This is a genomic window from Streptomyces sp. NPDC015127, from assembly GCF_043080095.1.
In the GTDB taxonomy this organism is placed as follows: Bacteria; Actinomycetota; Actinomycetes; order Streptomycetales; family Streptomycetaceae; genus Streptomyces.
On record NZ_JBIBVE010000013.1, the window covers coordinates 24534 to 37715 of the forward strand.

General features: G+C 70.6%; 12 protein-coding genes. 3 read left to right on the forward strand and 9 right to left on the reverse strand.

Annotated features, from left to right (window positions below; genetic code table 11):
* Positions 1 to 44: 44 nt before the first annotated feature.
* From ruvX to ACF08N_RS25105, 4 genes are read right to left on the reverse strand one after another with little or no spacing between them, the layout of a single operon-like run.
* Positions 45 to 515: a Holliday junction resolvase RuvX gene (gene ruvX, locus ACF08N_RS25090; RefSeq protein ID WP_392326927.1), complete on the reverse strand. Its 471-nt coding sequence runs from the start codon at positions 513 to 515 to the stop codon at positions 45 to 47.
* The gene (gene alaS, locus ACF08N_RS25095; RefSeq protein ID WP_392326928.1) at positions 515 to 3184 is read right to left on the reverse strand and encodes an alanine--tRNA ligase; all 2670 of its coding nucleotides are present in this window, start codon (positions 3182 to 3184) and stop codon (positions 515 to 517) included. Before alaS ends, ruvX begins: the two co-directional genes overlap by 1 nt.
* On the reverse strand, positions 3184 to 3579 hold the full coding sequence (locus ACF08N_RS25100) for a hypothetical protein (RefSeq protein ID WP_392326929.1): 396 nt from the start codon (positions 3577 to 3579) through the stop codon (positions 3184 to 3186). Before ACF08N_RS25100 ends, alaS begins: the two co-directional genes overlap by 1 nt.
* Before the next feature lie 6 nt (positions 3580 to 3585).
* Positions 3586 to 4017 carry a DUF948 domain-containing protein gene (locus ACF08N_RS25105; protein WP_392326930.1) on the reverse strand — a complete coding sequence of 144 codons (432 nt, stop codon included), beginning with the start codon at positions 4015 to 4017 and terminating at the stop codon, positions 3586 to 3588.
* Positions 4018 to 4175: 158 nt separating this feature from the next.
* Here ACF08N_RS25105 and ACF08N_RS25110 point away from each other — a divergent pair, with 158 nt between their 5' ends.
* Positions 4176 to 6365 (forward strand): ATP-binding protein, encoded by a 2190-nt coding sequence (locus ACF08N_RS25110; RefSeq protein ID WP_392326931.1) that lies wholly within the window; start codon positions 4176 to 4178, stop codon positions 6363 to 6365.
* A 22-nt stretch (positions 6366 to 6387) separates the two neighbouring features.
* On the opposite strand, the gene rpsD is transcribed toward ACF08N_RS25110, so the two are convergent.
* Positions 6388 to 7002, reverse strand: coding sequence for a 30S ribosomal protein S4 (rpsD, locus tag ACF08N_RS25115; RefSeq protein WP_215183106.1), 615 nt, complete (start codon positions 7000 to 7002; stop codon positions 6388 to 6390).
* A 188-nt stretch (positions 7003 to 7190) separates the two neighbouring features.
* Here rpsD and ACF08N_RS25120 point away from each other — a divergent pair, with 188 nt between their 5' ends.
* On the forward strand, positions 7191 to 7886 hold the full coding sequence (locus ACF08N_RS25120) for a DUF2470 domain-containing protein (RefSeq protein ID WP_392326932.1): 696 nt from the start codon (positions 7191 to 7193) through the stop codon (positions 7884 to 7886).
* 25 nt (positions 7887 to 7911) lie between these two features.
* Here the strand turns inward: ACF08N_RS25120 and ACF08N_RS25125 are convergent, their stop codons facing one another.
* From ACF08N_RS25125 to ACF08N_RS25140, 4 genes are all read right to left on the reverse strand, one after another.
* Complete coding sequence (locus ACF08N_RS25125) at positions 7912 to 9267, reverse strand: replication-associated recombination protein A (RefSeq protein ID WP_392326933.1); 1356 nt, start codon at positions 9265 to 9267, stop codon at positions 7912 to 7914.
* Between the two features lie 44 nt (positions 9268 to 9311).
* The gene (locus ACF08N_RS25130; RefSeq protein ID WP_392326934.1) at positions 9312 to 9929 is read right to left on the reverse strand and encodes a vitamin K epoxide reductase family protein; all 618 of its coding nucleotides are present in this window, start codon (positions 9927 to 9929) and stop codon (positions 9312 to 9314) included.
* 171 nt (positions 9930 to 10100) lie between these two features.
* Complete coding sequence (gene hisS / locus ACF08N_RS25135) at positions 10101 to 11363, reverse strand: histidine--tRNA ligase (protein ID WP_392326935.1); 1263 nt, start codon at positions 11361 to 11363, stop codon at positions 10101 to 10103.
* 11 nt (positions 11364 to 11374) lie between these two features.
* Positions 11375 to 12085 carry an MBL fold metallo-hydrolase gene (locus ACF08N_RS25140; protein ID WP_392326936.1) on the reverse strand — a complete coding sequence of 237 codons (711 nt, stop codon included), beginning with the start codon at positions 12083 to 12085 and terminating at the stop codon, positions 11375 to 11377.
* Between the two features lie 218 nt (positions 12086 to 12303).
* Here ACF08N_RS25140 and ACF08N_RS25145 point away from each other — a divergent pair, with 218 nt between their 5' ends.
* Complete coding sequence (locus tag ACF08N_RS25145) at positions 12304 to 13092, forward strand: peptidylprolyl isomerase (protein WP_392326937.1); 789 nt, start codon at positions 12304 to 12306, stop codon at positions 13090 to 13092.
* Positions 13093 to 13182: the final 90 nt, after the last annotated feature.

Here is a 13182-nt window from a genome sequence, read left to right on the forward strand (position 1 = left end):
TGTTCGAACACCGTCGCATCGCGCGGAACGTTACCGTATCGCGATCAGACAACCACTTCGATGCCCTCGCCTGGAGCAGTCCCGGACGCCCGTTCGGACTCCAGAGCGTTCTGGAGGATCACCACAGCGGCAGCTTGATCGATGACGGACCTGCCCTTTTTGGACTTCACACCCGAAGCGCGCAGCCCCTGGGTGGCCGTCACTGTGGTCATCCTCTCGTCGACAAGTCGTACCGGGACCGGCTTGATGCCCTGGGCGAGAGTCTGTGCGAAGCTGCGGACCTTCTTCGCCGCCGGGCCCTCACCGCCGCTGAGCGAGCGGGGCAGGCCGACGACGACCTCGATCGGCTCGTACTCCTCGACGAGTTGGCGCAGCCGCCGGTGGGCGGCAGGGATGTCGCGTCCCGGCACGGTCTCCACCGGCGTGGCAAGGACCCCGTCGGGGTCGCACGAGGCGACCCCGATCCGGGCGTCCCCGACGTCGACCGCGAGCCGACGTCCTCTGCGCATGGTCATCAGGCGGTCTCGGCGACGAGACGCTCGACGGCGGCGACGGCGTCGCCGATGGCGTCCGGGTTCTGGCCGCCGCCCTGGGCGACGTCCGGCTTGCCGCCTCCGCCGCCGCCCAGCGTCTTTGCGGCGGTGCGCACCAGGTCGCCGGCCTTGAGGCCGCGCTCGCGGGCGGCCTCGTTGGTGGCGATGACCGTGAGCGGACGGCCGTTGGCCGTGGTGAACACGGCGACGACGGCCGGGCGGTCGCCCGGGATGCGGCCGCGGACGTCGAGGACCAGCTTGCGCAGGTCGTCGGCGGAGGTGCCGTCCGGCACGGTGCCGGTGACCAGGGCGATGCCGCGGACGTCCTTGGCGCCCTCGGCGAGACCGGCGGCGGCGCCGAGCACCTTCTCCGCGCGGAACTTCTCGATCTCCTTCTCGGCGTCCTTCAGCTTGCCGAGCATGGCGGCGATCTTCTCCGGCAGCTCCTCGGAACGGCCCTTGACCAGCTCCTGGAGCTGGGCGACGACCGTGTGCTCCTTGGCGAGGAAGTTGTACGCGTCGACGCCGACGAGGGCCTCGACACGGCGCACGCCGGAGCCGATGGAGGACTCGCCGAGCAGCTTCACCAGACCCAGCTGGGCGGTGTTGTGCACGTGCGTGCCGCCGCACAACTCCTTGGAGAAGTCGCCGATGGTCACGACGCGCACGCGCTCGCCGTACTTCTCGCCGAACTCGGCGATGGCGCCCTGCTTCTTGGCCTCGTCGATGCTCATGACCTCGGCGTGGACGTCGAGCTCGCGGGCGAGCACCTCGTTGATCTTCTGCTCGACGTCGGTGAGGACCGTGCCGGGGACGGCGTTCGGCGAGCCGAAGTCGAAGCGGAAGCGGCCCGGCGAATTCTCCGAACCGGCCTGGGCGGCCGTGGGGCCGAGAGCGTCGCGCAGCGCCTGGTGGGTCAGGTGCGTGGCGCTGTGGGCGCGGGCGATGGCTCGGCGGCGGCGTACGTCGATGACGGCGTAGGCGGAGGCGCCGACGGTGACCTCGCCGACCTGGACGACACCCTTGTGGACGCTGACACCCGGAACGGGCTGCTGCACGTCGCGGACCTGGATGACGGCCCCGGAGTGCAGCTTGATCCGGCCCTGGTCGGCGAGCTGGCCACCGCCCTCGGCGTAGAACGGGGTGCGGTCGAGGACGACCTCGACCTCGTCGCCCTCGGAGGCGGCCGGGGAGGAGACGCCGTCGACGAGCAGGCCGACGACGGTCGACTCGCCCTCGGTGGAGGTGTAACCGGTGAACTCGGTGGTGCCCGAGGTGTCGGCGATCTCGCGGTAGGCGGTGAGGTTGGCGTGACCGGTCTTCTTCGCCTTGGCGTCGGCCTTGGCCTTGTCCCGCTGCTCCTTCATCAGGCGGCGGAAGCCGTCCTCGTCCACGGACAGGCCCTGCTCGGCGGCCATCTCGAGGGTGAGGTCGATCGGGAAGCCCCAGGTGTCGTGGAGCAGGAAGGCCTTGTCGCCGGGCAGGACGGTGCCGCCCTTGGCCTTGGTCTCCGTGACGGCGGTGTCGAGGATGTTGGTGCCGCTCTTGAGGGCCTTGAGGAAGGCGGCCTCCTCGGCGACGGCGACCGTCTCGATGCGCTTGCGGTCGGTGACCAGCTCCGGGTACTGCTGCCCCATCGTGTCGATCACGACATCGACCAGGTCCTTGACGACCGGGCCGGTGGCGCCCATCAGCCGCATGTTGCGGATGGCGCGGCGCATGATGCGGCGCAGCACATAGCCGCGGCCCTCGTTGCCGGGGGTGACACCGTCGCCGATGAGCATCGTGGAGGTGCGGATGTGGTCGGCGACCACGCGCAGGGAGACGTCGGAGCCGTGGTCGGCGCCGTAGCGGACGCCGGTCAGCTCGGTGGCCCTGTCCATGACGACGCGCAGGGTGTCGGTCTCGTACATGTTCTGCACGCCCTGCAGGATCATCGCGAGGCGTTCGAGGCCGAGACCGGTGTCGATGTTCTTCGACGGCAGGTCGCCGAGGATCGGGAAGTCCTCCTTGCCCTCGCCGGCGCCGCGCTCGTACTGCATGAAGACCAGGTTCCAGATCTCCACGTAGCGCTCGTCGTTAGCGGCCGGGCCGCCCTCCTCGCCGAACTCCGGACCGCGGTCGTAGTTGATCTCGGAGCAAGGGCCGCAGGGACCGGGGACGCCCATCGACCAGAAGTTGGGGCCCATGCCCAGGCGCTGGATGCGCTCGGCGGGCACGCCGATCACATCGCGCCAGATCTGCTCGGCCTCGTCGTCGTCCTTGTAGACGGTGATCCAGAGCTTCTCCGGCTCCAGGCCGTAACCGCCCTTGTCCTGGGGGCTGGTGAGCAGCTCCCAGGCGAGCTTGATGGCGCCTTCCTTGAAGTAGTCGCCGAAGGAGAAGTTGCCGCACATCTGGAAGAACGTGCCGTGGCGGGTCGTCTTGCCGACCTCTTCGATGTCCGGCGTACGCACGCACTTCTGCACGCTGGTGACACGGGGGGCGGGCGGCTTGACCTCACCGAGGAAGTACGGCTTGAAGGGGACCATGCCCGCGGGCACCAGCAGCAGAGTCGGGTCGTCCGCGATGAGCGACGCCGAAGGGACGACGGTGTGCCCGCGCTCCTCGAAGAAGCTCAGCCAGCGGCGGCGGATTTCAGCCGACTCCATCAGTGGTCCTCATTCCGGTTGTACGAAGCCCCGGGGCCCGGGCCTTCGGTGGTGTCCTTGGTCTTGCGGTTCGAGTCGTGGGTCCTGCTGTGCAGGTAGGTGATCTGTGCGGGCCGGTCACGCTCGATCGCGGCCGGGCTCGCGGTGGCGGGGAGTTCACCGCCGGGGGCCGCATTCAGGCCCAGGACCTCGCCCAGTTCGGCCTCGCGCTGCAGCATCTGCGCGCGGATGTCGACGGCGATGCCCTTGAGGCGGTGCCCCGCGTCGATCGCCTTGTTCGCCGCCTGGGCGGCGAGGCTCTCAGGGGTGAGCTGCTTGAGCTTGCGGTTGACCTTGGTGGTCGCCCAGACGCCGGCGGCGGCGCCCGCGGTGAACCAGAACGTACGGCGGAACATCGCGTCTCAGCCCTTCCGCTTCTTGCGTCGCGCGGACGGCACGGACCGGCCGACGATCACGGTGCGCCTGGGGTCCGGGGCCGGGGCGTCCTCACCCCTGCGGCTCAGCGCCTGCCGTACGCCGTACCCGAAGGCGGCGACCTTGACGAGCGGGCCGCCGAACGTCGACGCGACGGTCGTGGACAGCGCCGAGGCGTTGGAGGTGACCTCCTGGACGTCGCTCGCGATGGCGTCCACCCGGTCGAGCTGGGTCTGCGCGGAGCGCACGGTCGCGGAGGCGTCGGCCAGCAGGGGCACCGCCTGTTCGGTCACGTCCGCCACGAGTTTGGTGGTCGCTCTGAGCGTCTGCGCCAGCCTCACCAGCACCACGGCGAGGAAGGAGACCAAGATCGCCCAGAAGACGGCCACCAGAATCCCGGCAACCTCTCCACCGGTCACTGCGCACCGCTCTCTGCTGTCGTCTGGCACCTGAAAAGTCGTATCCCGACCCTATCGCGCCCCGGGTGGCGCCCCATACCGCATTAGCGGTCGGCAAGCGGTGGCCATGAGCGACCGATTGTACGGAGTGCTTACGGGGTCGGTACGCTGCGTGCCCTATGCGACGATCCTCTCGCGCCGGTTCCTCCCCCGGCGACCGGATGCCCCACCAGGGCGGTCTTCCCGCAGAGCTGAACCGGTTCATTGGCCGTGCGGACGAGCTGGCCGCGGTCGGCGAGGCGTTGGAACGCGCCCGGCTGGTGACTGTGGTCGGCGCCGGGGGCATCGGCAAGTCGCGGCTGGCCCTGCGCGCCGCGGCGACTGTGCAGAATCGGTACGGCGACGGCGTGTGGCTCACCGAGCTGTCGCTGCTGCACGACCCCGACCTGGTCGCCCACGCCTTCGTGGAGTCGCTCTCCCTGACGGACCACACCAGCAGGCCGCCGCGCGATGTCCTGCTCGCCCACCTGTCGCGCCGGCGGGCCCTGCTCGTCGTCGACGGCTTCGAACACCTGGTGGACGAGTGCGCAGCGCTCCTGCACGATGTGCTGCGCCGCGCCCCGGGCGTCCAGGTGCTCGCCGTGGGCCGCAGGCCGTTACGTGTGGACGGCGAACAGGTCCTCCCACTGGGCGCGATGCCCGAGGACGACGCCGCGGCGCTGTTCACCGACCGGGCCGCGGGCACGCTCCCGCAGTGGCGGCCCGACGAGGCGGACCGGCTGCTGGTGCGCGAGCTGTGCCGGCGTCTCGACGGGATCCCGCTGGCGCTCGAACTGGCCGCGGGCCGCCTGCCGGTGCTGTCCCTCGGGCAGTTGCTGCACCGTCTCGACGACCGTTTCGCGTTGCTGACCGGGGGTGCCCGCGGCGCCCTGCCGCGCCACCGGACCCTGCGTACGGCCGTGGGCTGGAGCCATGAGCTGTGCCGGCCCGAGGAGCGGCTGCTGTGGGCCAGACTCTCGGTGTTCGCCGGGCAGTTCGACCTGGAGGCGGCGGAGTACGTCTGCAGCGGTCCGGATCTGCCCGCCGAATCCGTGCTCGACGTGCTGGGCGAGCTGATCGCGCAGTCGGTGGTGTCCCGCGAGGAGACGCCGGCGGGCGTGCGGTACCGGATGCTGGACACGGTCCGCGCGTACGGCGCCGAATGGCTGGCCGCCCTCGGCGACGACGAACGGCTGCGCCGACGGCACCGCGACTGGTACGTGGGCCTGGCCACCTGGTGCGAGCTGGAGTGGTTCAGCCCGCGCCAGGCGGAGGTCGCGGCCTGCACCGACAGCGCGCTGCCCAATCTGCGGGCCGCACTCGAACTGTGCCTGGAGCGGCCGGAGGAGGCGCATCTGGGCCAGTACCTCGCGGGGACGCTCTGGTTCTCCTGGGTCGGGTGCGGGCGGCTCGCCGAGGGCCGGCACTGGCTGGACCGGGCGCTCGCGCACGACACGGAGCACGCGGACTCCCGGCTCAAGGCGCTGTGGGTGCTCGGCTACGTGGCGATCCTCCAGGGCGACAACGGCGCCGCCGCGGCCGCCCTGTACGAGTGCGAGGAGGGCGCCGAGCTGACGGGGAACCGGGTGGCCGCCGCGTACGCCGTGCACCGCAAGGGCTGCCTGGCGCTGATCGGCGACGACATGCCCCGCGCGGAGAAGCTGCTGCGCGCGGCGCTCGCCGCGTACGACGCCGAGGGCGAGCTGAACAGCAACGTGCTGATGGGCCGGGTCGAGCTGGCCATGTCCCTGGTGTTCCAGAACCGGCTGGAGGCGGCTGTCGCCGTGTGCGAGGAGGTGCGGGAGGTCTGCGAGGAGCGCGGCGAGCGCTGGACGCGGTCCTACGCACTGTACGTGCTGGCCTACGCGGCCTGGACGGCCGACGACCACGCGCGGGCCCGCGCGCTGCTGTCGGAGTGCATCGCCATCGACCACCGGTTCAACGACCTGGTCGGTCTGGTGCTGGCGCTGGAGCTGCTCGCGCTGGTCACTGCGAGCGAGGGCGACGCGGCGGAGGCGGCGGTGCTCCAGGGGGCCACGGCCCCGATGTGGGACTCGGTGGGGCTGCCCCTGTTCGGATCCGGCCATTTCGGTGCGCCGCGGGCGCTGTGCGACCAGCAGACGCGACGGCTGCTCGGCACCGAGCAGTACGAGAGGTGCGTCCGGGAGGGCAGGGCGCTGTCGCCGGACGCCGCCGTCCGGCGTGCCCTGACGGCGGCGACGGACGTGCGCCCGTTCCCGGTGCGGCAGCGCGACGCGCGCTCCACGGCCCCGGAAACGCGGGAGCCCGCCGGCTCCCCCACCGGAAACGGCGGGGAAGCGGCGGGCTGAAACGCTGGGAGACCGGCCCTGATCAGCGGGCGTAGTACTCGACGACCAGCTGCTCGTCGCAGATGACCGGAACTTCCTTGCGCTGCGGGTCGCGGTCCAGGCGGAACGCCAGGGCCTTCAGGTTGACCTGCAGGTAGCGCGGGGTCTCGCCGTCGGCGGCGAAGCCACCCTCACGAGCGACCTGGAACAGGGGCTTCTCGCGGGAGCGCTCGCGGACCATCACGACGTCGTCGGGACGGACACGGAACGACGGCTTGTCGACCTTGCCACCGTTGACCTCGATGTGGCCGTGGACGACCATCTGACGGGCCTGGTAGATGGTGCGGGCGATGCCCGAACGCAGGACCAGGGCGTCGAGGCGGCGCTCGAGCTCGATGACGAGCGCGTCACCCGTCTTGCCCTCGGCCTTCTTGGCGCGGTCGTAGGCGCGCGCCATCTGGCGCTCGCTGATGTCGTACTGCGCACGCAGACGCTGCTTCTCGAGCAGACGGACCTTGTAGTCCGAGTTCTGCTTGCGGCCACGGCCGTGCTCGCCCGGCGGGTAGGGGCGGGCCTCGAAGTACTTGACGGCCTTCGGCGTCAGGGCGATACCGAGCGCACGGGACTTCTTGACCTTGGGACGCGACTGGTTAGGCACGTTCTCCAGACCTCCGTTGTAGGTTAGGTTAGGCTCACCTTACTTAAGGAGATCGCATGTCTCGCCCTGGGAACACCAAGCGCATCACGGACGGCACGACGAACGCCGACGCTTCTTCGAGCGTCGAGGTGACGGAGGTCCGATCAGCTCATGGTCAGCCGCGTCCCAGCGGGCTTGAAATCACTCGGATGCCGTCAGCAGCCGAGCGCACACGAACTCTCGTACAGAGTACATGCTCAGCGGTACTGCTGGTTCCCGGAGTGGAGGCAGCACGGCCCGACCAGCTGAGCCCGGAGGCCCGTGCGGTCGGCCCGGACGGCGAGGTGTTCCTCCTCTTCCCCGCCGACTCCCCGGTCGTCAGGGCCGCGACCCACGCGCAGGACGACGAGCTCGCCGCCGTGCTGGAGATCACCGACGTCGCGCCGGTCGCCGTGCCCAACCGTATCCGCGGCCGCGCCTGGGTCTCCGGCTGGCTGACCTGCGCGCCCGGTCTCGCGACCGAGCCCGGCTGCATGATGCTGCGCCTGGAGGTGGGTGAGGCGAGCATCGACGACCTGTGGGGCGCGTCCGGCGTCGAGGCGGAGGAATTCGCACGGGCCCCCGTCGACCCGCTCGTGGCCCACGAGACCGAGCTGCTCCAGCATCTGCACTCCGCGCATCCCGACCAGGTGCAGGCGCTCGCGGGGCTGCTCGGCGACCGCGGCAAGGGCGCCGTGGCGAGCGGCCGGCGGGCGGTGCCGCTGGCGCTGGACCGCTTCGGGCTGCGCGTGCGGTTCACCGGGGAGCAGCCGTTCGACACGCGCTTCGACTTCCCGGAGCCCGTGCGGGACATCACCGGACTGCGGCGGGCGATGCACACGCTCTTCGAGGCGGCCGCGCACTGAGGCGCGCACCGGGCCGCGTGACGGATTACTTGGCGTCCCCGCGCAGCCGGTCGCGCACCTTCTCCACCACGTCCGCGTACCGCGCCTCGGCGCCGTAACGCGTGGGCTCGTAGTACCGGCGGCCGTGGACGGCGTCCGGCGCGTACTGCTGGGCGGCGATGCCTCCCGCGACGTCGTGCGGATAGACATAGCCCTGGGCGTGGCCGAGCTTCTTGGCGCCCTTGTAGTGGCCGTCGCGCAGATGGGGCGGGACGGGACCGGCGAGACCGTTGCGGATGTCCTGCTGGGCGGCCTGGATCGCGAGCGTCGCCGCGTTCGACTTCGGGGCGAGCGCCAGGGCGATCGTCGCGTGGCTGAGGGTGAGCGCGGCCTCCGGGAAACCGATCATGGCGACGGCCTGGGCGGCCGCCACGGCGGTCGGCAGCGCGGTGGGGTCGGCCAGACCGATGTCCTCGCTGGCCGAGATCATGAGCCGTCGGGCGATGAACCGCGGGTCCTCCCCCGCCTCGATCATGCGGGCCAGATAGTGCAGCGCGGCGTCCACGTCGGAACCGCGGATCGACTTGATGAGGGCGCTGGCGACGTCGTAGTGCTGGTCGCCGTCGCGGTCGTACTTCACCGCGGCGCGGTCGACGGTCTCCTCGACGGTCCCGAGGGTGATCTCCGCCTCGCCCTTGTCGATGGCCGCGCCGGCCGCCGCCTCCAGGGCCGTCAGCGCGCGCCGGGCATCGCCTCCCGCGATGCGCAGGAGGTGCGCCCTGCCGTCGTCGGAGAGAGTGACCGCGCCACCGAGCCCGCGCTCCTCCATGAGCGCGCGCTCCAGGAGAGCGCCGATGTCGTCGTCCGTCAGCGGCTCAAGGGTGAGCAGCAGGGAGCGGGAGAGCAGGGGCGAGATCACGGAGAAGTACGGGTTCTCCGTGGTGGCCGCGATCAGGGTGACCCAGCGGTTCTCCACGGCGGGGAGGAGGGAGTCCTGCTGGGCCTTGGAGAAACGGTGGATCTCGTCCAGGAAGAGGACGGTCTCCTTGCCGAAGCCGCCCGCGGCCCGGCGGGCGCCGTCGATGACCGCGCGGACCTCCTTGACGCCCGCGGTGATGGCGGACAGCTCGACGAAGCGCTTGTTGGTCGCCTTGGAGACGACGTACGCGAGGGTCGTCTTGCCGGTCCCGGGCGGTCCCCAAAGGATCACCGAGGAGGCACCGGCGGGGCCAGGGCCGCCCTCGCCGACGAGGCGGCGCAGGGGTGATCCGGGCTTCAGCAGGTGCTGCTGGCCGACCACCTCGTCCAGGGTGCGCGGGCGCATCCGGACCGCCAGGGGGCTGCTGGTCGGGTCCTTCTCCTGGCGCTCTTCGGCCGCGGCGGTAAACAGGTCGGGCTCCACGTCCTGAAGCCTATGTCAGAGCACTGACACCGCCGACGGGCCGGTCAGCCGGTCCAGAAGTCCCACCAGCGGGTCAGGATCAGCATCCCGATGATCCCGATGTGCAGCACCGGCAGCACCCACGTGAACTCGCCCAGGAAGCCGCGCACCGCGGCGGGCGCGGGCAGCAGACCATGCCGCACATTGTGCGAGGTCACGTACCAGAACATGACGATCGTGGCGACCCACGCCAGGCAGCACCACAGGCACAGCGCGCTGATCTCGTACAGCGACTGCTGCATCAGCCACATGCAGAACCCGACACCGAAGAGCGTCCCCGCGTTCAGCCCCAGCCAGTACCACCGCCGAAAACGCGCCCCCGCCAGCAGCGCCAGCCCGATCCCGATCACCACGCTGTACGTGACCAGACCCAGCATCGGGTTCGGGAACCCGAACACCGCCGCCTGCTCGCTCTCCATGATGTTCCCGCACGACACCACCGGGTTCAGACTGCACCCCGGCGTGAAGCCCGGGTCCTCCAGCAGCTTGAACTTGTCGATCGTGATCACCCACGCCGCCAGCAGCCCCGCCGCGCCCGTGACCACCAGCAGCCACGCCAGCGCACGGCTCGCACCTGTCGTGCCGTGGTCCGCGGACACGTCGTCAACCGCTGCAGTCGTCATTTCGCCGTTCCATCGTTCGCCGGTCTGCTGGGCACCGTCATTCTGCCGCACCCCTCCCGGTTCTCTCCGTTCGATCCGGATAAGGACCACCCGTCGGCGACGGCGCCGGACCGGCACAACGACGAAGGGGCCCGGGGCAGTTGGTGCCCCGGGCCCCTGTGCGTCGCGCTGTCAGGCGAGCTTGGTGCGCAGCTCGGTGACCACGTGGTCCAGCGCGACCGGCTGCTGCTCGCCGGACTCCATGTCCTTGAGCTGGACCACGCCCTCGGCCAGGTCACGCTCGCCCGCGACGAGGGCGTACCGGGCACCCGAGCGGTTGGCGTTCTTCATCGCGCCCTTGAGGCCCTTGCCGCCGTAGCTGAAGTCCGCGGCGACACCGGCCCTGCGCAGCTTGGTCACCACGCCGAACAGCACGCGGCGGGCCTCCTCGCCGAGCGGGACCGCGTAGACGCTGGTGGAGACGGGCAGGTCGAGCTCGACGCCCTCGGCCTCCAGCGCCAGGACCGTGCGGTCGACGCCGAGAGCCCAGCCGACGGACGGCAGCGCGGGGCCGCCGATCATCTCGGACAGGCCGTCGTAGCGGCCGCCGCCGCCCACCGCCGACTGCGAGCCGAGGCCGTCGTGGACGAACTCGAACGTGGTGCGCGTGTAGTAGTCGAGGCCGCGCACCAGCTTCTCGTCGTCCTCGAAGGTGACACCGGCCGCCGTCAGCAGCGCCCGCACCTCCTCGTGGTACGCCTTGCACGCGTCGCACAGGTAGTCGCGCAGCAGCGGCGCGCCCACCAGCTGCTTCTGCACGTCGGCGCGCTTGTCGTCGAGGACACGCAGCGGGTTGATCTCCACCCGGCGCCGGGTGTCCTCGTCGAGGTCGAGGTCGCGCAGGAAGCCCTGGAGCGCCTCGCGGTAGACGGGACGGCACTCCTTGTCGCCCAGAGAGTTGAGCAGGATGCGGAAGTTCCGCAGGCCGAGCGAGCGGTAGGCCTGGTCGGCCAGGATGATCAGCTCGGCGTCCAGGGCCGGGTCCTCGGTGCCGATCGCCTCGGCGCCGACCTGCGAGAAGTGCCTGTAGCGCCCCTTCTGCGGCTTCTCGTAGCGGTAGTACGAGCCCGAGTACCAGAGCTTCACGGGCAGGTTGCCGGCCTTGTGGAGGTTCGCCTCCAGGGCGGCGCGCAGCACGGAGGCGGTGCCCTCGGGGCGCAGGGCGAGCCGGTCGCCACCCTTGGTCTCGAAGGCGTACATCTCCTTGGTGACGATGTCGGTGGACTCGCCGACACCGCGCGCGAACAGCTCCACGTTCTCGAAGCCGGGCGTCTCGATGTAGCCGTAGCCGGAGTTCTTCAGCGGGGCGGAGATCGCGTCGCGCACCGCGAGGTACGTCGCGGAGTCCGGCGGGATCAGGTCGTACGTGCCCTTGGGGGCCTGGAAAACACTCACGGAAGGTCTCGTCACATTCCTCGTCGGGGAGCGGGCTGGGCGCTCCCGAGGCCGGCCGCCACCTCGCGCAGATACGGGTTGGTGGCGCGCTCACGGCCGATGGTCGTCTGGGGGCCGTGGCCGGACAGCACCACGGTCGAGTCGTCGAGCGGCAGGCACACCCGGGCCAGCGACTCGAGCATCTCGTCCATGTCGCCGCCGGGCAGGTCCGTGCGTCCGATGGAGCCGGCGAACAGCAGGTCGCCCGAGAAGAAGACGGACGGAACGTCCGCGGACTCGGGCATCCGGAAGGTCACCGACCCCTTGGTATGGCCCGGCGCGTGCGAGACGGAGAAGTCGAGACCGGCGAGGCTGAGCGCGGCACCGTCGGTCAGCTCCTTGACGTCGTCGGGCTCCCCGACGGTCAGCTCGCCCATGAGAGGCATGCCGATGGAGCGGCCGAGAGCCTTCTCGGGGTCGCTCATCATGTAGCGGTCTGCCGGGTGGATCCAGGCCGGCACGTCGTGGGCGCCACAGACGGGGACGACGGAGGCGACATGGTCGATGTGGCCGTGCGTGAGCACGACGGCGACGGGCTTGAGCCGATGCTTCTTGAGCGTCTCCTCGACTCCCTGGGCGGCCTGGTGGCCCGGGTCGATGATCACGCACTCCTCGCCCGCGGCCGGGGCGACCAGGTAACAGTTGGTCCCCCAGGCCCCGGCGGGGAACCCGGCAATAAGCACGATCGTCCTCAGTTCGGTCGTCGAGAGGCATGCGGCGGATCGGCAGTGCGGCGGTGCCGCGTCGATCACAGCAGTTCAGAGCCTACCGGCGCTGCTCACCGCACAGCCAACCCGTATACGGTACGGGGCAAAGCCCGGCGGTCAGCATCACGCCGCGTGCACGGCCCCTCGACGGACACGACTCGTTCGACGTTCACGACCTACAAGGAGAAGACCCGGTGGTCAGCAGCGATCAGCGGCGGCGGCAGCTCGCCAGAGAGAAGTTCGAGCGCCAGCAGCAGCGTCGGGAGCAGGCGCGGAAGAAGGCGAAGCAGCGCAACACGATCATCGCGGCCGCCCTGGCCGTCGTGCTCGCCGCCGGCGGTGCCGTCTACGCGGGCGCGGCCCTGAGCGACGGCGACAAGAGCGACAGCGCCTCGTCCGACACCTCGCCCAGCGCCACCCCGTCGCCGTCCGAGAGCTCCTCGCCCGAGCCCGCCATGTCGATCGACAAGAAGGCGAAGTACACCTTCGCGCTCAAGACGAACGAGGGCGACATCACGATCGCGATGGACGCGGCGAAGACCCCGCGCACGGTCAACTCGTTCAAGTCGCTCGCGGAGAAGGGCTACTTCGACGGCACCAAGTGTCACCGCCTCACTACGCAGGGCATCTTCGTGCTGCAGTGCGGCGACCCGAAGGGCGACGGCACCGGCGGTCCCGGCTACACGATCCCGGACGAGAACCTCACGGCGCTCGGCAAGGCGGGGGCCGACGGCACGGTGACGTACCCCGCGGGCACGGTCGCGATGGCGAACACCGGCCAGCCGAACTCGGGCGGCAGCCAGTTCTTCCTCGTGTACAAGGACAGCAAACTGCCGCCCACCTACACGCCCTTCGGGACGATGGACGACAAGACCCTGAAGGCCGTGGAGGCCGTGGGCAAGGCCGGTGTCGAGGGCGGCGCGAGCGACGGTGCCCCGAAGAAGGCCGTCACCATCGAGAAGGCCACCGTCCCCAAGGTGTGAACCGGGTGTCCGCGAGGTGTGAGCCGGGGAATTTCGGCCGCGCTGAGTGCGGACAGCCAGGCAGCCGGTCGCCTAGATTGGCGTTGTGCA